Annotated in this window: 22 protein-coding genes; 20 read left to right on the top strand and 2 right to left on the bottom strand. The window is 65.0% G+C overall.

The window, feature by feature from the left end:
- Positions 1 to 151 precede the first annotated feature (151 nt).
- Together HAP47_RS22115 and HAP47_RS22110 are read left to right on the top strand one after the other, a co-directional pair.
- Entirely contained in the window at positions 152 to 3,643 is a 3,492-nt protein-coding gene (locus tag HAP47_RS22115; protein ID WP_231168336.1) for an autotransporter domain-containing protein, read from the top strand.
- A 139-nt stretch (positions 3,644 to 3,782) separates the two neighbouring features.
- A complete protein-coding gene (locus tag HAP47_RS22110) occupies positions 3,783 to 4,601 on the top strand; it encodes an alpha/beta fold hydrolase (protein WP_173642777.1) in 819 nt (272 codons plus the stop codon).
- On the opposite strand, the gene HAP47_RS22105 is transcribed toward HAP47_RS22110, so the two are convergent.
- Both HAP47_RS22105 and HAP47_RS22100 read right to left on the bottom strand, forming a co-directional pair.
- A complete protein-coding gene (locus HAP47_RS22105) occupies positions 4,598 to 5,890 on the bottom strand; it encodes a spinster family MFS transporter (RefSeq protein ID WP_173642778.1) in 1,293 nt (430 codons plus the stop codon). The genes HAP47_RS22110 and HAP47_RS22105 overlap by 4 nt on opposite strands.
- Positions 5,891 to 5,943: 53 nt before the next feature.
- Entirely contained in the window at positions 5,944 to 7,134 is a 1,191-nt protein-coding gene (locus tag HAP47_RS22100) for an aromatic ring-hydroxylating dioxygenase subunit alpha (RefSeq protein ID WP_173642779.1), read from the bottom strand.
- 132 nt (positions 7,135 to 7,266) lie between these two features.
- Between HAP47_RS22100 and HAP47_RS22095 the strand changes: the two genes are divergently transcribed.
- The 18 genes from HAP47_RS22095 (at position 7,267) to HAP47_RS22010 (ending at position 25,270) form a co-directional block, all read left to right on the top strand.
- Entirely contained in the window at positions 7,267 to 7,782 is a 516-nt protein-coding gene (locus HAP47_RS22095) for a MarR family winged helix-turn-helix transcriptional regulator (RefSeq protein WP_173642780.1), read from the top strand.
- Positions 7,783 to 7,996: 214 nt separating this feature from the next.
- Positions 7,997 to 8,362: an NADH-quinone oxidoreductase subunit A gene (locus HAP47_RS22090; RefSeq protein ID WP_018271860.1), complete on the top strand. Its 366-nt coding sequence runs from the start codon at positions 7,997 to 7,999 to the stop codon at positions 8,360 to 8,362.
- Positions 8,353 to 8,943, top strand: coding sequence for a NuoB/complex I 20 kDa subunit family protein (locus HAP47_RS22085; RefSeq protein ID WP_050423879.1), 591 nt, complete (start codon positions 8,353 to 8,355; stop codon positions 8,941 to 8,943). The genes HAP47_RS22090 and HAP47_RS22085 overlap by 10 nt, the downstream gene beginning before the upstream one ends.
- 10 nt (positions 8,944 to 8,953) lie before the next feature.
- Positions 8,954 to 9,571, top strand: coding sequence for an NADH-quinone oxidoreductase subunit C (locus HAP47_RS22080; RefSeq protein ID WP_173642781.1), 618 nt, complete (start codon positions 8,954 to 8,956; stop codon positions 9,569 to 9,571).
- Between the two features lie 2 nt (positions 9,572 to 9,573).
- Entirely contained in the window at positions 9,574 to 10,764 is a 1,191-nt protein-coding gene (locus tag HAP47_RS22075) for an NADH-quinone oxidoreductase subunit D (protein ID WP_173642782.1), read from the top strand.
- A 41-nt stretch (positions 10,765 to 10,805) separates the two neighbouring features.
- Positions 10,806 to 11,417, top strand: coding sequence for an NADH-quinone oxidoreductase subunit NuoE (nuoE, locus tag HAP47_RS22070; RefSeq protein WP_173642783.1), 612 nt, complete (start codon positions 10,806 to 10,808; stop codon positions 11,415 to 11,417).
- Entirely contained in the window at positions 11,417 to 11,641 is a 225-nt protein-coding gene (locus tag HAP47_RS22065) for a hypothetical protein (RefSeq protein ID WP_173642784.1), read from the top strand. The genes nuoE and HAP47_RS22065 overlap by 1 nt, the downstream gene beginning before the upstream one ends.
- 19 nt (positions 11,642 to 11,660) lie before the next feature.
- Positions 11,661 to 12,986 carry an NADH-quinone oxidoreductase subunit NuoF gene (gene nuoF, locus HAP47_RS22060; RefSeq protein ID WP_074127753.1) on the top strand — a complete coding sequence of 442 codons (1,326 nt, stop codon included), beginning with the start codon at positions 11,661 to 11,663 and terminating at the stop codon, positions 12,984 to 12,986.
- 9 nt (positions 12,987 to 12,995) lie between these two features.
- The gene (nuoG, locus tag HAP47_RS22055; RefSeq protein WP_173642785.1) at positions 12,996 to 15,071 is read left to right on the top strand and encodes an NADH-quinone oxidoreductase subunit NuoG; all 2,076 of its coding nucleotides are present in this window, start codon (positions 12,996 to 12,998) and stop codon (positions 15,069 to 15,071) included.
- A 10-nt stretch (positions 15,072 to 15,081) separates the two neighbouring features.
- Entirely contained in the window at positions 15,082 to 16,152 is a 1,071-nt protein-coding gene (nuoH, locus tag HAP47_RS22050) for an NADH-quinone oxidoreductase subunit NuoH (protein ID WP_173642786.1), read from the top strand.
- A 7-nt stretch (positions 16,153 to 16,159) separates the two neighbouring features.
- Positions 16,160 to 16,654 carry an NADH-quinone oxidoreductase subunit NuoI gene (gene nuoI, locus HAP47_RS22045; protein ID WP_097673576.1) on the top strand — a complete coding sequence of 165 codons (495 nt, stop codon included), beginning with the start codon at positions 16,160 to 16,162 and terminating at the stop codon, positions 16,652 to 16,654.
- Positions 16,655 to 16,663: 9 nt separating this feature from the next.
- Complete coding sequence (locus HAP47_RS22040) at positions 16,664 to 17,302, top strand: NADH-quinone oxidoreductase subunit J (RefSeq protein WP_173642787.1); 639 nt, start codon at positions 16,664 to 16,666, stop codon at positions 17,300 to 17,302.
- Complete coding sequence (gene nuoK, locus HAP47_RS22035; RefSeq protein ID WP_027537255.1) at positions 17,299 to 17,607, top strand: NADH-quinone oxidoreductase subunit NuoK; 309 nt, start codon at positions 17,299 to 17,301, stop codon at positions 17,605 to 17,607. The genes HAP47_RS22040 and nuoK overlap by 4 nt, the downstream gene beginning before the upstream one ends.
- 7 nt (positions 17,608 to 17,614) lie before the next feature.
- The gene (nuoL, locus tag HAP47_RS22030) at positions 17,615 to 19,687 is read left to right on the top strand and encodes an NADH-quinone oxidoreductase subunit L (protein WP_173642788.1); all 2,073 of its coding nucleotides are present in this window, start codon (positions 17,615 to 17,617) and stop codon (positions 19,685 to 19,687) included.
- The gene (locus HAP47_RS22025) at positions 19,688 to 21,202 is read left to right on the top strand and encodes an NADH-quinone oxidoreductase subunit M (protein ID WP_173642789.1); all 1,515 of its coding nucleotides are present in this window, start codon (positions 19,688 to 19,690) and stop codon (positions 21,200 to 21,202) included.
- Positions 21,203 to 21,212: 10 nt separating this feature from the next.
- Positions 21,213 to 22,649, top strand: coding sequence for an NADH-quinone oxidoreductase subunit NuoN (nuoN, locus tag HAP47_RS22020; protein ID WP_173642790.1), 1,437 nt, complete (start codon positions 21,213 to 21,215; stop codon positions 22,647 to 22,649).
- Between the two features lie 144 nt (positions 22,650 to 22,793).
- A complete protein-coding gene (locus HAP47_RS22015) occupies positions 22,794 to 23,600 on the top strand; it encodes a biotin--[acetyl-CoA-carboxylase] ligase (RefSeq protein WP_173642791.1) in 807 nt (268 codons plus the stop codon).
- The gene (locus HAP47_RS22010) at positions 23,600 to 25,270 is read left to right on the top strand and encodes a ribonuclease J (protein WP_173642792.1); all 1,671 of its coding nucleotides are present in this window, start codon (positions 23,600 to 23,602) and stop codon (positions 25,268 to 25,270) included. The genes HAP47_RS22015 and HAP47_RS22010 overlap by 1 nt, the downstream gene beginning before the upstream one ends.
- Positions 25,271 to 25,282 lie beyond the last annotated feature (12 nt).

Genomic DNA, 25,282 nt, shown 5'->3' with positions numbered 1-25,282 from the left:
TCGAACCCGTGCGTGCTGTCGTGACCAGCGGCTTCCCGGTGGTTCCTGTGTGTCTGCGCCCGTGCGTGCCACGGAGCTGGGCGATACCGTCGGCGAAATGAAACGTGCGGAGCTCCGAGTACGGCGAACCTCTGCGCGCAGCCTGACGTCGATGCCAGCCGGTGCTACATCGCTTGCACTGATCTCTCTGCTCTGTTGGTCGCCGCTCGCGCCGGCGTTCGCTGATGGCGGCACGGGAGGCGATGCCCATCATGGCAATCCCCCCAATCTGGTCGGTATCGGTGGCGCAGGCGGAGCGGACGGCCTGGTGGGAGCCCAGGGCACCAATGCGGCTGCCGGCACCACCAGCGGTGGCGGAGGTGGCGGAGGCGGTGGCGCCGGAAGCGCGCCGGGTGGCCAGGGCGGGCTCGGCGATACCTCCGGCAGCGCATCGGGCGGTAATGGTGGCGCGGGCGGCGCCGGCGGCGCCAACGGGTTGTCAGTCCCTTTTATCCAGAACGTTGCGCCGATCGTCGGCGGGACAGGCCTGACCGGCGGCAGCGGCGGCAACACCAGCGGCGGTCCCGGCCCTGACGGCGGTGGTGGTGGCGGCGGCGGCTCGGGCGGCCATGCCCTGGTCGTGACGGGGGCTGCCGCAAGCTCGAACGGCTCTACGCTGACGGGCGGCACCGGTGGAATGGGCGGCAGCGGCGGCAACGCCTCGGCGTCGGGCGGCGGCGGCGGCGGCGGTGGCGGTGGCGGGGCCGGCCTGAAGCTTGGGGCGCCTGAGGTAGTCTTCACCAACACCGGTACGATTCAAGGTGGTCTCGGCGGGGTTGGTGGAGACGGGGGCAGCGGAGCCACGGGCGGCAACGGCGGCAATGGCGGGTCGGGGGGCGTGGGGGTCCTCGGCGCCGGTCTGCCAGCTGTGCTGGTCAACAGCGGGCTCATCCAGGGCGGCAACGGCAGTGTCGGAGGAGCCGCAGGTAGCGGTGCTATTGCGATTGCAGGTACGGCAGGGACAGGTGGTGCCGGCATCGTCGGTGCCAATCTTACCGTCATCAACAGCGGCACCATTGCCGGCGGGATATCTGGTGCGGGCGGCATTCGCGCCAACGCCATCACCTTTACCGGCGGCAGCAATATACTCGAACTGCAAGCAGGCTCGACCATCATTGGCAACGTGGCCGGTACCGGCAGCGACACGTTGCGCTTGGGTGGCGTGGGTAATGCGAGCTTCGACGTGTCCACGATCGGGTCAGCTGCGCAGTACCAGGGTTTTGCGGCCTTCGTGAAGACCGGCACCGGCACCTGGACGCTCACCAGCGGGACGGCAGCCTTGACGCCCTGGAGCATCAACCAGGGTGTTCTGTCGATCTCATCGGACGCCGCGCTCGGTAGCGCGTCGGGAAATCTGAGCTTCAACGGCGGCGTGCTGCAGACGACCGCGGTGTTCTCGACCGCGCGTGCCATCACGCTGAACCTCGGCGGCGGCACCTTCCAGACCGACGCCGATCTTTTGCTCAACGGCACAATCTCAGGCCAGGGCGCTCTCACCAAGACGGGTGCAGGGACGCTGGTCCTCATCGGCGCCAGCACGTATGCGGGGCCGACCGCCGTCGATGCCGGCAGGCTGCAGGCGGCCGCCGTCGACAGCTTCGCGCCTGCCAGCGCCTATAGGGTGGCGAGCGGGGCGGTGCTCGATCTCAACGGCCACGACCAGACCATCGGCTCGTTGGCCGGGGCCGGCGCTGTGACCCTCGGCGCAGCGACGCTGACGACCGGCAATGACGGCACAAGCACGACGTTCTCCGGCAGCCTGTCCGGGACCGGCGGGCTGACCAAGATCGGTGCCGGCACGTTGGCGCTGTCAGGCATTAACATCTACACCGGCTCGACCACCGTCAGTGGCGGTACGCTCGAAGTGGACGGTTCGATCGCCAATTCGTCGAATGTGACGGTCAATTCCGGCGGCACCTTGAGCGGCACCGGCATTGTCGGTGCTCCGACCATCGTCTTTTTCCACAACGGCGTCACGTCGACATTGTTAGACGCCAACCCCGGCGGCCCCTTGAGGGGCGGCTTTGTCATTCCGACACCTACGACCATCATGAGCGGAGGCACGCTTGCGCCCGGGAGTGCTGCAGATCCGACCGGCACATTGACTATCAACGGCGGTCTCGCTTTTCAATCCGGCGCGATCTATCAGGTGCAGGTGACGCCGACGGCTGCGGCATCGACCAATGTCAACGCGAACGCGACACTTGGAGGCGCGACCGTCAATGCAGTGTTCGCCAACGGCAGCTACATCTCCAGGCAGTATACGATCCTGAACGCCGCTGGAGGCATATCCGGCACATTTGCATCCAACATCGCAAATACCAACCTGCCGACGAATTTCACCGATGCGCTGAGCTATGATGCCACCCACGCCTATCTCAATCTGACGCTGGGCTTTGCACCGCCTCCCAACTTCGGCGGCGGCCTTTCCATCAACCAGCAAAGCGTCGCGAACACGCTGGTCAACTACTTCAACACGACCGGCGGCATTCCGACGGTGTTCGGCACGCTCACGCCGGCGGGGCTGACCCAGGCCTCCGGCGAACTGGCGACCAGCTCGCAGCAGACGACGTTCGATGCGATGAACCTGTTCATTGGACTGCTCACGGATCCCTTCATGAACCGCACCGGCGGAGCGGGGGCGATGCCAGGAGCGTCTGGCTATGCGGAGGAGGGCGAAGCGAGCGCCTATGCCGCGAGCCGGAAGACCGATGCGTTCGCGATGTTCACCAAGGCGCCTCCGGTGCCGTTCGTGCCGCGCTGGAACGTCTGGGCCGCCGGCTTCGGCGGTTCGCAATCGACCAGCGGCAACGCCGTGGTCGGGTCGAACGACACCACCAGCAGCATCTATGGCACGGCGGTCGGGGCCGATTATCTGTTCTCGCCGAACACCGTTGCGGGATTTGCGATCGCCGGCGGCGGCACCAGCTTCTCGGTCGCGGGCAGCGGCAGCGGCCGGTCCGATCTGTTCCAGGCCGGCGCCTATGTCCGCCACAGCGAAGGTGCGGCCTATGTCTCCGCCGCGCTCGCCTATGGCTGGCAGGACATCACCACCAACCGCACCGTGACGGCCGCAGGCGTCGACCAGCTTCGCGCCGAGTTCAACGCCAACGCCTATTCGGGGCGGCTCGAGGGCGGCTATCGTTTCGTCGCGCCGTGGATCGGCGGCGTCGGCATCACGCCTTACGCCGCGGGCCAGTTCACGACTTTCGAACTGCCCGGTTACGCCGAACGGGTGATCTCGGGTCTGTCGACGTTTGCGCTGACCTATGGCGGCAAGAGCCTGACCGATACGCGCAGCGAGCTCGGCCTTCGCACCGACAAGTCCTTCCCGGTGCAGGACGGCATCCTGACGCTGCGCACGCGTTTCGCCTGGGCCCATGACTACGACCCCAACCGCTCGGCTGCCGCGACCTTCCAGGCGCTGCCGGGCGCCAGCTTCGTCGTAAACGGCGCGGCGCAGGCAAGCGACTCCGCGCTGACCACCGCGTCGATCGAGATGAACTGGCGAAACGGCTGGTCGGCGGCCGCGACGTTCGAAGGCGAGTTCTCCAACGTCACCTCGAGCTACGCCGGCAAGGGCGTGGTGCGGTATCAGTGGTGAGACGGGCGCGTTTCCGCTTCCGTAAGCCTGGCATCACGCGCGTGATTACCTGAGGCGTAATCGCGCGCACGATCTCCCTTTGCGATGGTCGGTGCGTCGGCGGCGATGTTGCCGATCGATCCGCAAAGGGAAAGACATCATGGCCAGCCAACCGCTTTATGTGACCGCGAGCGATGGCACAGAACTGTTCGTGCAGGATTGGGGCTCGGGTGAGCCGGTGCTGCTGCTTGCCGCCTGGACGTTCAATTCCAGCGTCTGGGGCAGCCAGATCGTGGCGCTGAACGCGAAGGGTTTTCGTTGCGTCGCGCCAGATCGGCGCGGCCACGGCCGTTCCGACATGCCGATGACGGGATACGACCTCGACACGCTGACCGATGACGTCGCGGCCGTGATCGAGCAGCACGATCTCCGTGACGTCACGATCGTCGCGCATTCGATGGGATCGATCGAGGCGGTGAACTATCTGGCGCGTCACGGCGCCGATCGTATCGCTCGGCTGGTCCTGGTGGCGCCGACCACGCCGTTCATCGTCCAGACCGAGGACAATCCGGTCGCGGTGCCGAGGGCGATGGTCGAGGCGCAGAATGCCGCGATCGCGCAGGACTTCCCGAAATGGATGGGCGAGAACGAAGCGCCGTTTTTCACGTCCGACACGCCCGAGGCCACGCGGGCCTGGATCAGGGAGATGATGCTGAGCGTGCCGCTGCCGGTGGCGCTGGCCTGCCGCAAGACCATCTCTTTTGCCGACCTGCGCGCCGCGGCCAAAGGCATCGATCGCCCGACGCTGATCGTGCACGGCGACAAGGATGCCAGCGCGCCGCTCGAGCTGACCGGTGCGAAGACGGCGGCGCTGATCAAGGGCAGCAAGCTCGCCGTCTATGAAGGCGCGCCGCACGCTCTGCCGCTCACGCACAGTGCGCGCCTGATGGCCGACCTGCTGGCCTTCATGGACGCTTAGCTGGCGCGCGCGATATCGGCACGGATCCAGCGCGCCGCCCAAACGAACAGCAGCGCGCCCAGCGTCGTGGTCACCGCGGCCGACAGCAGCGAGTAGCGAACCGCATCCGTGCCGTACGCGCCCTTCAGGGCGTCGTTGATCATGCCGACGGCGAGGGGGCCGACGCCCTGGCCAAAGCAGGTCGCGGTGAGCAGCACGATCGCCGAGGCCAGCGCCCGCATGCTGGGCTTTGCGACCGTCTGCGCGATCGCAAAGATCGGGCCGAGATGGAAGCCGACCATGAACGAGGTCAGCGCGAGCGTCGCGACCATCAGCGTGAAGCTTTGCGTCAGCATGCACAGCGCGAAGACGGGGCCGGCGAGGCCGGACATGATCGCGGGCGCCCACAGCTTCCAGCGGTCGTCGCGGCGGCCGATCTGCGCCACCACGAGGCCGCCGATCAGCGTGCCCGCCATGCCGGCGAGACCTTTGAAGGTGCCGGCATAGGTGCCGATCTCGGCGCTGGTGAGGTGATGGATGCGCGCCAGGAACGGCGGGATCCACACCGCGGTGGCGTAGTTGGTGTAGGTCGTGAGGCAGAAGCCGACCAGCACGAGGACGAAGCTCGGCTGCGAGATCAGGAAGCCCAGCGTCGGCCCGATCGGCTCGGCCTTGAATGTCTCGGCCATCGCACCGCGCTTCGGCTCGGAGATCGTCAGCCACAGCACCCCGGCGAGCGCGATGCCGGGCAGGCCCGCGGTGAAGAAGGCCGTCCGCCAGCCATAGTGCTGATTGACATAACCGCCGATGAAATAGCCGAGGAAGACGCCGAGATAGGTGCCGATCGCGTAGATGCCGAGCGCGCGCGGACGCTCATTCTTGTCGAACAGATCGGCGATCATCGATTGCGAGGCCGGCGTGCCTGCGGATTCCCCGATGCCGACGCCGACCCGTGCCAGTGCCAACGTCGCGGCGCTGGAGGCCATGCCGCAGAGATAGGTCATCGCGCTCCAGAACGCGAAGGCCAATGCTACGATGTTGCGGCGGTTGAGGCGATCGGCCATCCGCGCAATGGGAATGCCGAGCAGCGAGTAGAACAGCACGAAGCCGAACCCGGCCAGCAGGCCCATCGTGGTGTCGCTGAGCGCGAACTCCTTCTTGATGGGCTCGATCAGGACGTTGAAGATCGTGCGGTCGAGGAAGTTGAGGGCGTAGATGATGGTGAGCAGGCCGAGCACGTAGTAGCGGCGTGCGGAGGGCGTGGCAGCGGCCCGTGTGGCTGCAGCCGCTGGCGGTGCGACATCGACCATGACTTCCTCCCCCGATGATCTCTTGTCTTTTCTTGTTTGCCTGCGCGCTGGCCTTACGCCTCGCGGATGTAATTCCCTGCCTCGAATTCAACCGGCCTGGCATCGGCATCGAACGACACCCCGATCGGGTCGCGGCCGGCGGCCATGGCCCCGAGCTGGTCAGAAAGCATACGGCGGATCATGAGGATGCCGCGGTCGCTCTGGCCGAAATGCTCCTCCGAATGAACCGTCACCGGCCCCTGGCCGACCTGGGCCTCGTAGTCGCCGGGGAATTGCTGGTGCTCCTGCTCCGTCATGTCCCACCAGAACTTGCCGTTGAACTTCGAGCGCATGCGGCCGATATCGCCTGACCGCTTGACCCGGCCGGCGACATAGATGCGGAACGAGGTGTCGTCGATCGGCAGGGTCCAGCCGATCGATTCAACGCGGGCGAATTGCGCGACCCGCGGATTGGGCACGACGCGGAGCGTGGGGAGGGCGGCCTCGGTGACGCGATAGAACACCTTGCCGTCGTCCTGCTTGCGGATCGAGCGCACCGCGACGCCGCGCGGCGACATCTCGAACTTCACCTCGGGCATCGAGGCCATCATGGTGGTGAATTGCGGCCCTGAGAACGAGCCGTGCAGCACCGGCACATGATAGGGGTCGGCGACGTTCTCGAAATGCTGCAGCCAGTTGCAGGGGATCACCGCAGGGCCGCCGCCGCCGATCGAGGAATCATCGGCCTCGACGAATTCGCCGTCGTCCATATTCTCCAGGCACTCGTAGAGTGGCAGCACCGGCTTCTTATCCGCCGGGCCCATATAGGCGAAGATCAGGCCGTAGCGTTCCTGCACCGGATACCAGGGCTGGCGCACCTTGTCCTTGAACAGGCCGCCTTCGGGCTCGCAGGGCTGTTCGAGGCAGCGGCCTTCGGTGTCGAACTTCCAGCCGTGGTAGCAGCAGCGGATGCCGTCTTCCTCGACCTTGCCATAATAAAGCGTGGTGCCGCGATGGCAGCAGCGCGCATGCAGCAGGCCGGGTCGGCCATGCCGGTCGCGGAACAGGATCAGGTCTTCGCCGAGCGCGCGGACTTTTCTGGGGATATCGGTGGCGTCGCCTACGAGCCCGATCGGGTGCCAGTAGCGGCGCAGCAACTCGCCCATCGGTGAGCCGCGGACGACCGAGGTGAGCTCGGTCCGGGTGGTGGACGGCTTCATCGCATAGGCCGTGCCGAGATCGCGGTCCCGCTGGGTGATGGTCATGCTGGTTTCCTCCCGCCGCCGGATTCCTGCCGACGGGCGCTGTATCGTTGACGAAGTCAATGATATATCGATGACAATGTCAACGATCTCGATTAGCTTGGCAGCGACAGGCTTTGTTGGCAGAGGTTGGCGATGACCGAGAAGCTCAGGACTGCGAGGGCCTTGCCGCCGGAGGCGGTGGTTGATGCCGAGCTGGCGCCGATCACCGCGATGATGTCGTCGCGGCTGATGGTGCTCGCGAATCTGCTCAGGCGCGGTGCGCTGCTGCGCTACAAGCGGCTGACCGGCCTGTCCTCGGTCGAGTTCGGCCTGGTCGCCTCACTCGGTCGGCGGCCGCCGATGAGCGTGGTGCGGCTGGCCGAAGCCGTCGGCATGGACAAGGGCCAGATCAGCCGGGCGCTTGCCGAGCTCGTCGCGCGCAAGCTGGTCGCCAAGGCCGCCAACCCGCGTGACAATCGGGAAACACTTGTCTCCCTCACCAAGGCCGGGCTCGCCGCCCATGACGCCATCGTGGCCGGTGCGCAGGAGCGAAACCGGCGCCTGCTGGAACAGCTTGGTCCACAGGATCTTGAGCTGCTGCTCGGACATCTCGACCGCCTGACGCTGACCGCGGCCGAGATGCTCGCTGCCGAAAGGGAGCTGGGCTGATATGGCGAGAGCGCAGGGCACCGGGTGGCCGGCGCAGCGTTGCCCACTGAGGCAGCGCGTCCGCTCGACGAGGCCATCAACCGGCGGGAAGGGGCGGTAAAAGCGTCAAAATAGCTTGTCTTGCGCCCCCTGTTGCGCTGCGCTAAAGCCTCAAGAACAATTCCAATCAACGAATCTGCGGCACGTCCGAAACCGCAGCAAGAAGGCCTCGCCGATGACCGGCATCCTGCAGAATTATCTCCCACTTGTGGTCTTTATCGGGGTCGCGAGCCTGATCGGGCTGGCGCTCCTGATCGCGCCGTTCCTGGTCGCGTTCCAGTCGCCGGATCCGGAAAAGCTGTCCGCCTATGAATGCGGATTCAACGCTTTTGACGACGCCCGCATGAAGTTCGACGTCCGCTTCTACCTGGTGGCGATCCTCTTCATCATCTTCGATCTCGAAGTGGCGTTCCTGTTCCCGTGGGCAGTGGCGTTCGGAAAACTGGGCGCGACCGGCTTCTGGTCGATGATGGTGTTCCTGGCCGTACTGACGGTCGGGTTCGCGTATGAATGGAAGAAAGGCGCGCTCGAATGGGATTGAGCCCCACCGCCGCATCCTCGCAGCCGGCGATTGCGCAGGCTCCAAAGGGCATTCTCGATCCGTCGACCGGCAAGCCGGTCGGCGCCAATGATCCGTTTTTCCTCGAGGTCAATCACGAGCTGTCCGACAAGGGCTTCTTCGTCGCCGCGGCCGACGATCTCATCACCTGGGCGCGCACCGGCTCGCTGATGTGGATGACCTTCGGTCTCGCCTGCTGCGCGGTCGAGATGATGCAGGTCTCGATGCCGCGCTACGACGTCGAGCGCTTCGGTTTTGCGCCGCGCGCCTCGCCGCGGCAATCCGACGTGATGATCGTTGCGGGCACGCTGACCAACAAGATGGCGCCCGCGCTGCGCAAGGTCTACGACCAGATGCCGGAGCCGCGCTACGTCATCTCGATGGGCTCCTGCGCCAACGGCGGCGGCTACTACCACTATTCGTACTCGGTCGTGCGTGGTTGCGACCGCATCGTGCCGATCGACATCTATGTGCCGGGCTGTCCGCCCACGGCGGAAGCGCTGCTCTACGGCGTGCTGCTGCTGCAGAAGAAGATTCGCCGTATCGGCACTATCGAACGCTAAGGTTTCAGGCATGGACGACGGCAAGCTCGACGCCCTTGGGCAGACGATCGTGAGCGCGCTTCCGGGCGCCGCCACGGCGCACTCGGTCGCGTTCAATCAACTCACTATCGACGTCGAGATTGGCAGAATCGTGGACGTCGTCACTTTTCTGCGCGACGATCCGAACTGCCGCTTCGTCAACTTCACCGACGCCACCGCGGTCGACTATCCGAGCCGCGAAAAGCGCTTCGATGTCGTCTATCATCTGCTGTCGCCGACGCTGAACACGCGCATCCGAGTACGGGGGCAAGCCGACGAGACCACGCAGGTGCCGTCGATCATCGGCGTATTCCCCGGCGCCGACTGGTTCGAGCGCGAGACCTACGATCTCTACGGCGTGATCTTCATCGGCCACCCCGACATGCGCCGCCTGCTGACGGATTACGGCTTCGACGGCCATCCGCTTCGCAAGGATTTCCCGCTGACCGGCTTTGTCGAGGTTCGCTACGACGACCAGGAGAAGCGGGTGCTGTACGAGCCGGTCCGGCTCATCCAGGAATTCCGCAAGTTCGATTTCCTGTCGCCGTGGGAAGGGGCTGACTACCCCTTGCCGGGTGACGAAAAGGCGAAGGCGGAACCGAAGGCCTGATCATGAACGAACAGAATCTTCGTAATTTCACCATCAACTTTGGACCGCAGCACCCGGCCGCTCACGGCGTTTTGCGTCTCGTGCTGGAGCTCGACGGCGAGGTCGTTGAACGCGTCGATCCGCATATCGGCCTGCTTCACCGCGGCACCGAGAAGCTGATCGAGCACAAGACCTATCTGCAGGCGATTCCGTATTTCGACCGGCTCGACTATGTCGCGCCGATGAATCAGGAGCATGCGTTCTGCCTCGCGGCCGAAAAGCTGCTCGGCATCACGGTGCCGCGCCGCGGCCAGCTGATCCGCGTGCTGTATTGCGAGATCGGCCGCATCCTCTCCCATCTGCTCAACGTCACCACGCAGGCGATGGACGTCGGCGCGCTGACCCCGCCGCTGTGGGGCTTCGAAGAGCGCGAAAAGCTGATGGTGTTCTACGAGCGTGCCTCGGGCTCGCGCATGCACGCGGCGTTCTTCCGCGTCGGCGGCGTGCACCAGGACCTGCCACTGAGGCTGATCGACGATATCGAGGCGTGGTGCGATCCGTTCCTCAAGGTCGTCGACGACCTCGACACGTTGTTGACCGGCAACCGCATCTTCAAGCAGCGCAACGTCGATATCGGCGTTGTGCCGCTGAAGGAAGCCTGGGAGTGGGGTTTCTCCGGCGTGATGGTGCGCGGCTCGGGCGCGGCCTGGGACCTGCGCAAGTCGCAGCCCTACGAGTGCTACGCCGAGATGGATTTCGACATTCCGATCGGTAAGAACGGCGACTGCTACGACCGCTACCTGATCCGCATGGAAGAGATGCGCCAGTCGGTGCGCATCATGAAGCAGTGTATCCAGAAGCTGAAGGCTGCGGACGGGCAAGGCCCGGTCGTGGTCGAGGACAACAAGATCGCGCCGCCGCGCCGGGGCGAGATGAAGCGTTCGATGGAAGCGCTGATCCATCACTTCAAGCTCTACACCGAGGGCGTGCACGTGCCGGCCGGCGAGGTCTACGCCGCGGTCGAGGCACCGAAGGGCGAGTTCGGCGTCTATCTCGTCGCCGACGGCACCAACAAGCCCTACAAGTGCAAGATCCGCGCGCCGGGCTTCGCCCATCTGCAGGCGATGGATCACATCTGCAAGGGCCATCTGCTGGCCGACGTTTCCGCCATCCTTGGCTCGCTGGACATCGTGTTCGGCGAGGTCGACCGGTGATGATGTCCGCATCCGCACCGCGCGCAATGAGAGTTTGATCGATGTCCGTCCGCCGCCTTGCCCCGAAGGAATTGCAGCCCGCGAGCTTCACGTTCACGGACGAGAATCTCGCCTGGGCCAAGAAGCAGATCGAGAAATATCCGCCGGGCCGTCAGGCTTCGGCTGCGATCGCGATTCTGTGGCGCGTGCAGGAGCAGCATGACGGCTGGGTCTCGGAAGCGGCGATCCGCGCCGTCGCCGACCTGCTCGAGATGCCGCACATCCGCATGCTGGAGATCGCGACCTTCTACACCATGTTCCAGCTCTCGCCGGTCGGCAAGAAGGCGCATGTCCAGGTCTGCGGCACCACGCCGTGCCGGCTGCGCGGCGCTGCCGACCTGATCGAGGTGTGCCAGCACCGCATCCATCACGACCCTTTCCAGCTGTCGAAGGACCGCAACTTCTCGTGGGAAGAGGTCGAATGCTTAGGGGCCTGCGTGAACGCGCCGATGGTGCTGATCTGGAAGGACACCTATGAGGACCTGACCAAGGAAAGCTTCGGCAAGGTGCTCGACGGCTTTGCCGCCGGCAATCCGCCGAAGCCGGGCCCGCAGACCGACCGGCAGTTCTCGGCGCCCGCTGGCGGGCCGACGACGCTGAAGGAAACCACCTGATGGGGGGCTTTCAGGTGCAGGCAAACGAGCAGGAAGACAAGGTGCGAAGGGGCGCTGTGATGAAGGCCTGGCGCACGATCGCCCTGCATACCGCCGTCGCGGCCGGCTTCATGTTCCTGCTGCAACGTTACGGCCTGAGCGCGACGCTGGAATCCAGCCTGTTGTGGGCCATCGTGTTCGGCGGCTGTGCCGCCGGGCTCGCCTACTCCCAAGCCAATCGGTGATGTTCGGAAAGTTTTGAGCATGCTCGACGACAAGGACCGCATCTTCAAGAACCTCTACGGCCTCCATGATTGGGGCCTTGAGGGCGCGCGCCGCAGAGGCGCCTGGGATGGCACCAAGGGGATCATCGACAAGGGCCGCGACTGGATCATCAACGAGATGAAGGCGTCGGGCCTGCGCGGCCGCGGCGGTGCGGGCTTCCCGACCGGTATGAAGTGGTCCTTCATGCCGAAGGAGTCCAAGGACGGCCGTCCGAGCTATCTCGTCGTCAACGCGGACGAGTCCGAGCCCGGCACCTGCAAGGACCGCGAGATCATGCGGCACGATCCGCATCTGCTGGTCGAAGGCTGCCTGCTCGCAAGCTTCGCGATGGGCGCACATGCCTGCTACGTCTATATCCGCGGCGAGTTCATCCGCGAGCGCGAACGGCTGCAGGCGGCGATCGACCAGGCCTATGAGGCCAAGCTGGTCGGCAAGGACAATATCAACGGCTGGCCGTTCGACATCTATGTCGCGCACGGTGCCGGCGCCTATATCTGCGGCGAGGAAACCGCGCTGCTCGAGAGCCTCGAGGGCAAGAAGGGTCAGCCGCGGCTGAAGCCGCCGTTCCCGGCCAATGTCGGCCTCTATGGCTGCCCGACCACCGTCAACAACGTCGAGTCGATTGCAGTCGCGCCCGACATCCTGCGCCGCGGCGCCGCCTGGTTCGCCGCCATCGGCCGGCCGAACAATGTCGGCACCAAGCTGTTCTGCATCTCCGGCCATGTCGAGCGCCCCTGCAACGTCGAAGAGGCGATGGGGATTCCGTTCCGCGAGTTGATCGAGAAGCATTGCGGCGGCATTCGCGGCGGCTGGGACAATCTGAAGGCCGTCATCCCGGGCGGCTCGTCGGTGCGCATGGTGCCGGCCGAGCAGATCATCGACACGCCGATGGATTTCGACAGCTTGAGCAAGCTGCGCTCGGGCCTCGGCACGGCGGCCGTGATCGTGATGGACAAGTCGACCGACCTGATCCGGGCGATCGCGCGCATCTCCTATTTCTACAAGCATGAGAGCTGCGGCCAGTGCACGCCGTGCCGCGAGGGCACCGGCTGGATGTGGCGGGTCTTGACCCGCATGGCCGACGGCCGCGCCCACAAGCGCGAGATCGACATGCTGCTCGAGGTCACCAAGCAGGTCGAGGGCCACACCATCTGCGCGCTCGGCGACGCAGCAGCCTGGCCGATCCAGGGTCTGATTGCGCACTTCCGTCACGAGATCGAAGAGCGCATCGATCAGTATTCGCACAAGGCCGATCTCGACGATCAGGGCGTTCGTGATCCCGTCCACATGGTCGCGGCGGAGTAGAGAAGAGACATGAGCAAGATCATCGTCGATGGCAAAGAGATCGATGTGCCGCCGGAGTACACGCTGTTGCAGGCGTGCGAGGAGGCCGGTGCCGAGATTCCGCGCTTCTGCTATCACGAGCGGCTGTCGATCGCCGGCAATTGCCGGATGTGCCTGGTCGAGGTGAAGGGCGGCCCGAAGCCGGTCGCGAGCTGCGCCTGGGCCGTGCGCGACTGCCGTCCGGGCCCGAAGGGTGAGCCGCCGGAGATCTCGACCCGTTCGCCGATGGTCAAGAAGGCGCGCGAAGGCGTGATGGAATTCCTGCTGATCAACCATCCGCTGGACTGCCCGATCTGCGACCAGGGCGGCGAGTGCGATCTGCAGGACCAGGCGATGGGCTACGGCGTCGACACCAGCCGTTTCGCCGAGAACAAGCGCGCGGTCGAGGACAAGTATCTCGGCGCGCTGGTCAAGACCTCGATGAACCGCTGCATCCAGTGCACGCGCTGCGTCCGCTTCTCCGCCGAAGTCTGCGGCGCGCCGGAAATGGGCGCGACCGGGCGCGGCGAGGACATGGAGATCACCACCTATCTCGAGCAGGCGCTGAGCTCGGAGCTGCAGGGCAATCTCGTCGATATCTGCCCGGTCGGTGCGCTGACCTCGAAGCCGTATGCCTTCGCGGCGCGCCCTTGGGAACTCGGCAAGACGCAGTCGGTCGACGTCATGGACGGCGTCGGCTCGGCGATCCGCGTCGACACCCGCGGCCGCGAGGTGATGCGCATCCTGCCGCGCATCAATGAGGCGGTGAACGAGGAGTGGATCTCCGACAAGACCCGCCACGTCGTCGACGGCCTGCGCACGCAGCGCCTCGACCGTCCGTATGTGCGCGAGAACGGCCAGCTCAAGCCGGCAACCTGGCAGGAAGCCTTTGCTGTCATCGCCGCCAAGGCCGGCCGGACCGACGGCAAGCGGATCGGCGCGATCGCGGGCGATCTCGCCGCGGTCGATGAAATGTATGCGCTGAAGGAGCTGCTCGCGAAGTTCGGCTCGGTCAATCTGGCAGTGCAGGGCGGCGACGCTTTCGACGCCAAGGCCGGCCGCGGCTCCTATATCTTCAACCCGACCATTGCCGGCATCGACCAAGCCGACGCGATCCTGATCGTCGGCTCGCATCCGCGCAAGGAAGCGGCGGTGCTGAACGCGCGGATCCGCAAGCGCTGGCGCACCGGCGGGCTCAAGGTCGGCATGATCGGCGCCAAGGCCGATTTCACCTATGAGCATGACTATCTCGGTGCGGGCACCGACACGCTCGCGGACCTCGTGGCCGGCAAGCACTCCTTTGCCTACGTGCTGAAGAACGCCAAGAACCCGATCATCCTGGTCGGCGCCGGCGCCTACACCAGGCATGACGGCGCGGCGGTGCTGGCGCAGGCGGCCAAGCTCGCCGTCGATGTCGGTGCGCTGAAGGACGGCTGGAACGGCTTTGCCGTGCTGCAGGACACCGCCTCGCGCGCCGGCGCGCTCGATATCGGCTTCTCGCCCTCGGCCGGCGGCCTGACCACGGCGCAGATGACGACCTTCGGCACGCTCGACGTACTGTTCCTGCTCGGTGCTGATGAGATCAAGGCGCCGGACGGCACCTTCGTGGTCTATATCGGCACCCATGGCGACCAGGGCGCGCACCGCGCCGACGTCATCCTGCCGGGCGCCGCCTATACCGAGAAGTCGGGCATCTACGTCAACACCGAGGGCCGGGCGCAGATCGCCAACCGCGCCGCGTTCCCGCCGGGTGAAGCCCGCGAGGACTGGGCGATCATCCGCGCGCTGTCCGACGTGCTCGGCAAGAAGCTGCCGTTCGACTCGCTGCAGGCGCTGCGCCAGGCGATGTTCAAGACCACTCCGCATCTAATGCGGCTCGATCAGATCGAGGCCGGCACAGCCTCCGACGTCAAGGCGTTGGCCGGCAAGGGCGGCAGCGTCGACAAGGCGGCATTCAAGCCTACCGTCGAAGATTTCTATCTGACCAACCCGATCGCGCGGGCCTCTGCCGTGATGGCGGAATGCTCGCGGCTGGCGTCGGGCCGAATGCTGACGGCAGCGGAGTAAGCGTGACCTGATGGCTGAATTCTTCGCAAGCGCGTTCTGGACCGGCTTCCTCTGGCCGCTGATCATCATGGTCGCGGAGAGCCTGTTGCTGCTCGTCGTGCTGCTGATCGCGATCGCCTACATCCTGCTCGCCGACCGCAAGATCTGGGCGGCGGTGCAGATCCGCCGCGGCCCCAACGTAGTCGGCCCGTTCGGATTGCTGCAATCCTTCGCCGACCTCTTGAAATTCGTGCTGAAGGAGCCGGTGATTCCGTCCGGCTCCAACAAAGGCGTGTTCCTGCTGGCGCCGCTGGTTTCGTGCATCCTGGCGCTGGCCGCCTGGGCCGTGATCCCGTTCAACCTCGGCTGGGTGATCTCCGACATCAATGTCGGCATTCTCTACATATTCGCGATCTCGTCCTTGTCGATCTACGGCATCATCATGGCCGGCTGGTCGTCGAACTCGAAGTACCCGTTCCTGGCCGCGCTGCGCTCGGCGGCGCAGATGGTGTCCTACGAGGTCTCGATCGGCTTCGTCATCATCACCGTCTTGCTCTGCGTCGGTTCGCTGAACCTGTCGGCGGTGGTCGAGGCGCAGAACAGCCGCGGGCTCGCGCATCTGATCGGCCTGCCGCAGCTCACCATCCTGAACTGGTATGTGTGGCCGCTGTTCCCGATGTTCGTGGTGTTCTACGTCTCGGCGCTGGCTGAGACCAACCGTCCGCCGTTCGACCTGGTCGAAGCGGAATCGGAACTGGTCGCCGGCTTCATGACCGAATACGGCTCGACCCCGTATCTCCTGTTCATGCTCGGCGAGTATGTCGCGATCACCACGATGTGCGCGCTGGCGTCGATCCTGTTCCTGGGCGGCTGGCTGCCGCCGGTCAACCTGCCGCCGTTCACCTGGATTCCGGGCATCGTCTGGTTCGCCCTCAAGGTGTTCTTCATGTTCTTCATGTTCGCGATGGCGAAGGCGATCGTGCCGCGCTACCGCTACGATCAACTGATGCGGCTCGGCTGGAAGGTGTTCCTGCCGCTGTCGCTGGCGATGGTGGTGATCGTGGCCGGTGTGCTGCAGTTCGCCGGCATCGCGCCGAAGTGAGGTCGTCATGAGTGTCAACGTCAACGCAACAGCCCGCTCGCTTCTGCTCTCGGAATTCGTCTCGGCGTTCGTCCTCGCCATGCGCTATTTCTTCAAGCCGAAGCCGACGCTGAATTATCCCTTCGAGAAGGGGCCGATCTCGCCGCGCTTCCGCGGCGAGCACGCGCTGCGCCGCTATCCGAACGGCGAAGAACGCTGCATCGCCTGCAAGCTGTGCGAGGCGATCTGTCCGGCGCAGGCGATCACGATCGAGGCCGGCCCGCGCCGCAACGACGGCACCCGCCGCACGGTGCGTTACGACATCGACATGGTGAAATGCATCTATTGCGGCCTGTGCCAGGAGGCATGCCCGGTGGACGCCATCGTCGAGGGACCGAATTTCGAATTCGCGACCGAGACCCGCGAGGAACTCTACTATGACAAGGCGAAGCTGCTCGCCAATGGCGACCGCTGGGAGCGTGAGATTGCGAAGTCGATCGCGCTCGACGCGCCGTACCGGTGAGGTGAGGACATGATCCTTCCGGCGCTGTTCTTCTATCTGTTTGCCGCGGCCTGCGTGGCCTCGGCGGTCATGGTGATTGTCTCGCGCAATCCCGTGCACTCCGTGCTGTTCCTGATCCTGGCGTTCGTCAACGCCTCGGGCCTGTTCATCCTGATGGGCGCCGAATTCCTCGGGATGATGCTGATCGTGGTGTATGTTGGCGCGGTCGCGGTGCTGTTTCTGTTCGTGATCATGATGCTCGACGTCGACTTCGTCGAACTGCGCGAGGGCTTCATGCAGTACCTGCCGGTCGGCATCGTGATCGGCGGCATCTTCCTGTTCGAGCTGCTGCTGGTGGTCGGCGCCTGGGTGATCAACCCCTCCGTGACCAAGACGATCACGGCGGCGATCCCGACCAATGTCAGCAACACCGAGGCGCTCGGCCTCGTGCTCTACACGAAGTACATCTATTACTTCCAGCTCGCCGGCATGGTGCTGCTGGTGGCGATGATCGGCGCCATCGTGTTGACGCTGCGCCACAAGGCGAACGTCAAGCGGCAGAACATCAACGTGCAGAACGCGCGCACGCCCGACATGGCGATGGCGATGCGCAAGGTGGCGTCGGGGCAGGGCCTGCAGGATGCCGATGCGGCGGAGTGGGTGAAATGACGATCGGGCTGGGGCACTATCTGGCAGTCGGCGCGATCCTGTTCACGCTCGGGATTCTCGGCATCTTCCTGAACCGCAAGAACATCATCGTCATCCTGATGTCGATCGAGCTGATCCTGCTCTCGGTCAACATCAACCTGGTGGCGTTCTCGACCTTCCTTGGCGACATCGTCGGCCAGGTGTTCGCGCTGCTGGTGCTGACGGTGGCCGCCGCCGAGGCCGCGATCGGCCTCGCCGTGCTGGTGGTGTATTTCCGCAACCGCGGTTCGATCGCGGTTGAAGACGTCAATCTGATGAAGGGCTAATCCGGCGATGATACAGGCAATCGTATTTCTGCCTCTGCTGGGAGCCATTCTCGCGGGGATCATCTCGCTGGTCGGCGCGCATGCGCGCTGCCCGAGCGGCGACACCGTCGACCATCACGACGATGCGCGTGGCGACGCCCATGCCTCGGCGGCGCACGATGATCACAGCCATGACGACCATGGTCACGATGACCACCACGTCGCGGAGCCGGCGGCGGCCGGATCGCGGCTGGCCGAGCTGATTACCACTGGCTTGCTGTTCGTCTCGGCAGCGCTGTCCTGGTTCACGCTGGTCGATGTCGGCTTCATGCATCATGACGCGCGCGTCGTGCTGCTGCCCTGGATCACCTCGGGTGACCTGCAGGTGGCCTGGACACTGCGGGTCGACACCCTGACGGCGGTGATGCTGGTCGTGGTCAACACCGTGTCCGCGCTGGTCCACCTCTATTCCATCGGCTACATGGACGAGGACCCGAACCGGCCGCGCTTCTTCGGCTATCTCTCGCTGTTCACCTTCGCGATGCTGATGCTGGTGACGTCGGACAACCTCGTGCAGCTGTTCTTCGGCTGGGAGGGCGTTGGCCTGGCAAGCTACCTCCTGATCGGGTTCTGGTACCAGAAGCCGTCGGCGAATGCGGCGGCGATCAAGGCGTTTGTGGTCAACCGCGTCGGCGACTTCGGCTTCGCGCTCGGCATCTTCGCGATCTTCGCGCTTGTCGGCTCGACCGATTTCGAAACAATCTTCCATGCCGCGCCGGGACTGACCGGCAAGACCATCGACTTCTTCGGTTGGCACCCTGACGCGCTGACCTTGACCTGTCTCTTCCTGTTCATGGGCGCGATGGGCAAGTCCGCCCAGTTCCTGCTGCACACCTGGTTGCCGGACGCGATGGAAGGCCCGACCCCGGTGTCGGCGCTGATCCATGCCGCGACCATGGTTACCGCCGGCGTCTTCATGGTGGCGCGGCTGTCGCCGCTGTTCGAGCTGTCACCGACCGCGCAGGCGGTGGTGATGTTCTTCGGCGCGACCACGGCGTTCTTCGCGGCCACGATCGGCCTCGTGCAGAACGACATCAAGCGCATCGTCGCGTACTCGACCTGTTCGCAGCTCGGCTACATGTTCGTGGCGATGGGAGCAGGGGCCTATTCGGTCGGCATGTTCCATCTGTTCACGCACGCCTTCTTCAAGGCGCTGCTGTTCTTAGGGTCAGGCTCGGTGATCTACGCGATGCACCACGAGCAGGACATCCGCAACATGGGCGGCCTGTGGCGCAAGATCCCGTACACGTTTGCGGTGATGTGCATCGGCACGCTGGCGCTGACCGGCTTCCCGCTGTTTGCCGGCTACTTCTCCAAGGACGCGATCATCGAGGCGGCCTACGCGGCGCATAACCCGTTCGCGACCTACGCCTATCTCTTGACCATCGTGGCCGCCGGCCTGACTTCGTTCTACTCCTGGCGTCTGATCTTCAAGACCTTCTTCGGCGAGCCGCACGACCAGAAGCACTACGAGGCGGCGCATGAGAGCCCGGTGTGGATGCTGGTGCCGATCGGCGTGCTCGCCGCCGGCTCGATCCTCGCGGGCCTGCCGTTCAAGGAAGTGTTCGCCAGCCCGCACGGCGTCGAGGAGTTCTTCCGCGAGTCCATCAAGATGAACCCGCACATCCTCGAGGACATGGAGCACATGCCGAGCTGGCTCGCGCCGCTGCCCACCGTGATGATGGCACTCGGCCTGTTCATCTCGTACCTGTTCTACATCCGCAGGCCGTATCTGCCGGTCGAGCTCGCGAACCAGCAGCCGATGCTGTACCAGTTCCTGCTCAACAAATGGTACTTCGACGAGCTGTACGACTGGATCTTCGTGCGCCCGGCGAAGTGGCTCGGCTATACGCTGTGGAAGAAGGGCGATGGCTTCGTCATCGACGGCTTCGGTCCGGACGGCGTCTCGGCCCGCGTGCTCGACGTCACCCGCAACGTCGTGAAACTGCAGACCGGCTACCTTTATCACTACGCCTTCGCGATGCTGATCGGGGCCGCCGGATTGATCACCTGGTTCATGTTCGGCTTGGGAGGCCAGTAAATGACAACCTGGCCCATCCTTTCCGTCACGACCTTCCTGCCGGCGGTCGGCGCGATCCTGGTCTATCTCTTGGCGCGGGGCGGCGACGAGACCGCGAGCCGCACGGCGCGCTGGATCGCGCTGTGGACCACGCTGATCACCTTCGCGGTGTCGCTGATCCTGGTGGCGCGTTTCGATCCCTCGCAGACGGACTTCCAGTTCGTCGAGAAGACGTCCTGGCTCGCCACCGGCATCACCTATCACATGGGCATCGACGGCATCTCGCTGCCGCTGATCATCCTGACCACCGCGATCATGCCGCTCTGCATCATCGCGAGCTGGAAGTCAGTGACGCAGCGCGTCAGCGAATACATGATGGCGTTCCTGATCCTGGAAACGCTGATGGTCGGCACCTTCTCGGCGCTCGACCTCGTGCTGTTCTATCTGTTCTTCGAGGGCGGCCTGATCCCGATGTTCCTGATCATCGGCGTCTGGGGCGGCCCGCGCCGGGTCTACGCATCGTTCAAGTTCTTCCTCTACACGTTCCTCGGCTCGGTCCTGATGCTGCTCGCCATCATGGCGCTGTACTGGAACGCCGGCACCACCGACATCCCGACCCTGATGCACACCGCGGTTCCGCGCTCGATGCAGACCTGGGCGTGGCTCGCCTTCTTCGCCTCGTTCGCGGTGAAGATGCCGATGTGGCCGGTGCACACCTGGCTGCCTGATGCGCACGTCGAGGCGCCGACGGCTGGCTCGGTGATCCTGGCCGCGATCCTGCTGAAGATGGGCGGCTACGGCTTCCTGCGCTTCTCGCTGCCGATGTTCCCGCTGGCCTCGCACGACTTCGCGCCGTTCGTGTTCACGCTCTCCGTCATCGCCATCATCTACACCTCGCTGGTGGCGATGATGCAGGAGGACATGAAGAAGCTGATCGCGTACTCGTCCGTTGCGCATATGGGCTTCGTCACCATGGGCATCTTCGCGGTGACCACGCAGGGTGTCGCCGGCGGCATGTTCCAGATGATCTCGCACGGCATCGTCTCCGGCGCGTTGTTCCTCTGCGTCGGCATTGTCTACGACCGCATGCACACCCGCGAGATCGCTGCCTATGGCGGCCTCGTCAACCGGATGCCGCTCTATGCGATGACCTTCATGGTCTTCACCATGGCCAATGTCGGTCTGCCCGGCACGAGCGGATTCGTCGGCGAGTTCATGACCTTGCTCGGCACCTTCAAGATCTCGCTGCCGACGGCGTTCTTCGCCACCACGGGCGTGATCCTGTCGGCCTGCTACGCGCTCTGGCTCTACCGCAAGGTGGTGTTCGGCGCGCTGGTCAAGCCGTCGCTGATGTCGATCAAGGATCTGACCTTCCGCGAATGCGTGACGCTGTTCCCGCTGATCGCGCTGACCATCCTGTTCGGCGTCTATCCGAAGCCGGTGCTCGACATGTCGGCCGCCTCGGTGCAGCAGCTCGTCAACAATTACAACACCGCCGTGACTGCCGTGAAGGCAGCCGCGCTGGTTACGCAGTAAGGCCGCCGCCATGAGCTTTTCCAGTGCAGGTTATCAGTTGCAGCCGGTGCTGCCGGAGCTGGTGCTCGCGGTCGGCGCCATGGTGCTGTTGATGATCGGAGCCTATCGCGGGCAGGGCACGACCCGGCTGATCACCACGCTCGCGGTGTGTCTCCTGGTCCTGACCGGCGTGCTGGAGCTCTGGCTGCCGGCCGGCAAGCTCGTCACCTTCGGCGGCAGCTTCATCGTCGACGATTTCGCCCGCTTCCTGAAGATCCTCGCCTTGATCGCCTCGGCGGCAACGCTGATCCTGTCGACCGAGTACCTGTCCCAGCCGTCGACCCGCAATTTCGAGTTCTCGATCCTGGTGCTGCTGTCGACGCTCGGCATGATGGTGCTGATCTCGGCCGGCGACCTGATTTCGCTCTATCTCGGCCTCGAGCTGATGAGCCTTGCGCTCTACGTCGTCGCCGCCAGCCAGCGCGACAATGCCAAGTCGAGCGAGGCCGGCCTGAAGTATTTCGTGCTCGGCGCGCTGTCCTCGGGCATGCTGCTCTACGGCGCCTCGCTGATCTACGGCTTCACCGGCACCGTCAGCTTCGCCGGCATCGCGGCGGCCGCGACCACCGGCAGCATCGGCATCGTGTTCGGCCTGGTGTTCCTGCTCGCCGGCCTCTGCTTCAAGGTCTCGGCGGTGCCGTTCCACATGTGGACGCCCGACGTCTATGAGGGCGCACCGACGCCGGTGACGGCGTTCTTCGCCTCGGCCCCGAAGGTCGCTGCGCTCGCCGTGTTCACCCGTGCGACGCTGACCGCGTTTCCGGGCATCGTCACCCAGTGGCAGCAGATCCTGGTGTTCGTGGCGATCGCCTCGATGGCGCTGGGCTCGTTCGCCGCGATCGGCCAGTCCAACATCAAGCGGCTGATGGCCTATTCGTCGATCGGCCATATGGGCTTTGCGCTGGTCGGCCTTGCCTCCGGCACGGTCGAGGGCGCGCAGGGCGTCTTGATCTACATCGCGATCTATGTGGCGATGACGCTCGGCACCTTCTCGATCATCCTTGCCATGAAGCGGAACGGCCGGGCGCTGGAGCAGATCAGCGATTTCGCCGGCCTGTCCCGCACCAACCCGCTGATCGCCTTCGTTTTCGCGATGCTGCTGTTCTCGCTGGCCGGCGTGCCGCCGCTCGCCGGCTTCTTCGGCAAATGGTACGTGTTCGTCGCCGCGATCAAGGCCAACCTGTTCACGCTCGCGGTGATCGGCGTGCTGACCAGCGTGGTGGGCGCGTTCTATTATCTCTCGATCGTCAAGGTGATGTATTTCGACCAGCCGCTCGGCAAGCTCGATCCGGTCCGGGTCGAGCTGCGCACCGTGCTGGCGGTCGCAGGCATCTTCAATATCTTCTTCTTCGCCTATCCGGGACCGCTGGTGAGCGTGGCAACGGCGGCGGCGAAGTCGCTGTTCTAAAGCGTTTGCGAGCGAAGTGGACACCGGTTCGCGTGAAGAAAACGCGTCGAAAAGACAATTCAAGGCCGCGTCACGCGGCCCTGACGCGCATGATTCCGGACACGGAGGCTGGCTTTCGGACCGGATCATGCGCATAACCTTGACATGACCTTCACGCTCGGACCCCGGGCCATTGCGGCGGGCTATAAGCTCGCCGCCTTCGACCAGATCGGCTCGACCAACGCCGAGGCGATGCTGCGCGCGCGCGATGGCGAGCGCAGGCCGATGTGGTTCGTGACGCCGGAGCAGACCGCCGGCCGCGGACGCCGTCAGCGGGTCTGGGTGGCACCGCGCGGCAATCTCGCCAGCAGCATTCTCGAGGTGACCGACGTTCAGCCGGCGGTTGCGGCGACGCTCGGCTTTGCCGCTGGGCTGTCGCTCGAAGCCGCGTTGCGGAAGGTCGGCATCGAGGCGGCGCTGCGGCTCGGGCCGGACAGCCCGAAATTCACCCTGAAATGGCCGAACGACGTGCTGGCCAACGGCAAGAAGCTCTCGGGCATCCTGCTGGAGGCCGAGGCGGTCGGCGACCGGCTTGCAGTCGTCGTCGGCATCGGCACCAACGTCATTGCGGCGCCCGAGGGCACGCCGACGCCTGCGGTATCGCTCGCTGCGCTCGGCATCCAGATCGGTGCGGAAGAGCTGTTTGTGGCGTTGTCGGATGCTTGGGTCGAGTTTCGCGGCATCTGGGACGATGGCCGCGGCTTTCCGGAGATCCGCAGTCTGTGGCTGGAGCGCGCAGCCGGCCTCGGCGAAAAGGTCGCGGTCCAGACCGGCACGATGACCCTCGAAGGCACCTTTGACACCATCGACGACACCGGCTGCCTGATCGTCCGAACCGCGGCCGGGCAGCGCTTGCCCGTAACGGCCGGCGAGGTCTATTTCGGCACCGCAGCCACAGTGAGGGCCCCCTGATGGCGCGACCTGACGAGCTTACCTTTGCACCGCTCGGCGGCGTCGGCGAGATCGGCATGAATTTGTCGATCTATGGGCTCGGCAACCGCCACCAGCGCTCGTTCCTCGCGGTCGATCTCGGCGTCTCCTTTGGCGACGAGGAGCATCTGCCGGGCATCGACCTGATCATGCCGGATGTCCGCTTCCTGGAGAAGGAGCGCAACAATCTGATGGGCCTGGTGCTGACGCACGCCCATGAGGACCATTTCGGCGCGATCATCGATCTCTGGCCGAAGCTCGGCTGCAAGATCTACGCGACGCAGTTCAGCGCGGCGCTGTTCGAGGCCAAATGCGCCGCCGAGCGCAATCCGCCGAAGATACCGATCACCGTGATCCCGTCGGGCGGGCGGGTCGACATCGGCCCGTTCAATGTCGAGTTCATTCCGGTCGCGCATTCGATTCCGGAATCGCATGCGCTCGCGATCAAGACGGATGTCGGCACCGTGCTGCACACCGGCGACTGGAAGATCGATCCGACCCCGATCATCGGCCTGCCGACCGACGAGCGGCGGCTGCGCGAGCTCGGTGACGAAGGCGTGCTGGCGCTGGTCGGCGATTCCACCAACGCGGTGCGTGACGGGCGCTCGCCCTCGGAGACCGAGGTTGCCGCCACCATCAAGAAGCTCGTCAAGGCAGCCAAGGGCCGGGTCGCAGTCACCACCTTCGCCTCCAATGTCGCCCGCGTGAGGGCGGTGGCGGACGCCGCGAACGCTGCCGATCGCGAGGTCGTCGTGGTCGGCCGCGCCATGGAGCGCGTGGTGCAGGTCGCGCGCGAATGCGGCTATCTCGACAGCTCGCACAAATTCCGCAGCACCGACTATTACGGCCATTTCCCACCCGACAAGGTGCTGGCGCTGTGCACCGGCAGCCAGGGCGAACCCCGCGCCGCTTTGGCCCGGATCGCCAATAACGACCACCCGCAGGTGACCCTGAACAGGGGCGACACCGTGATCTTCTCCTCCCGCACCATTCCCGGCAATGAGAAGGCGGTCGGCGGCATCATCAACGGCTTGGTGACGCAGGGCGTCGAAATCATCACCGACCGCGAGCATCTGGTGCATGTCTCCGGCCATCCGCGCCGCGACGAGCTGCGCGACATGATCTCCTGGGTGCGACCGCAGCTCCTGATCCCCGTGCATGGCGAGGCGCTGCATCTCGCCGAGCACGCGAAGCTGGCGCGCGCCGCCGGTGTCCCAAAAGTCCTGACCTGCCGCAACGGCGACCTCGTCAAGCTCGGGCCCGGCGATCCCGGCGTCGTCGGCGAAGTGCCGTCGGGACGGCTCTACAAGGACGGAACCATTCTTGAGGATTCCAAGTCGCGCGCCGTGGTCGAGCGTCGGCGGATGGGTTTTGCCGGCTGCGCCTTCGTCGCCATCGCCATGACCGCGCAGGGCGAGATGGTCGACGATCCCGAGGTTGATCTCGTCGGCATGCCGGAGAAAAATGCCGCGGGCGAATTGTTCGACGACATCGTGTTCGATGTCGTGGTATCGACGATCGAGGGCCTGCCGCGGCCACGGCGCCGCGATCCGGACGCACTCGGGGAATCTGTGCGCCGGGCGGTGCGGGCCGCGCTAAACGAGCAGTGGGGCAAGAAGCCGATCTGCGTCGTGCACGTTCTGACAGTCTGACACACGCCTTTA

This window comes from Bradyrhizobium sp. 41S5, assembly GCF_011516665.3.
Lineage (GTDB): Bacteria > Pseudomonadota > Alphaproteobacteria > Rhizobiales > Xanthobacteraceae > Bradyrhizobium > Bradyrhizobium quebecense.
Note: the sequence above shows the minus strand (reverse complement) of the source record. Positions and strands in the feature narration are given on the sequence as shown.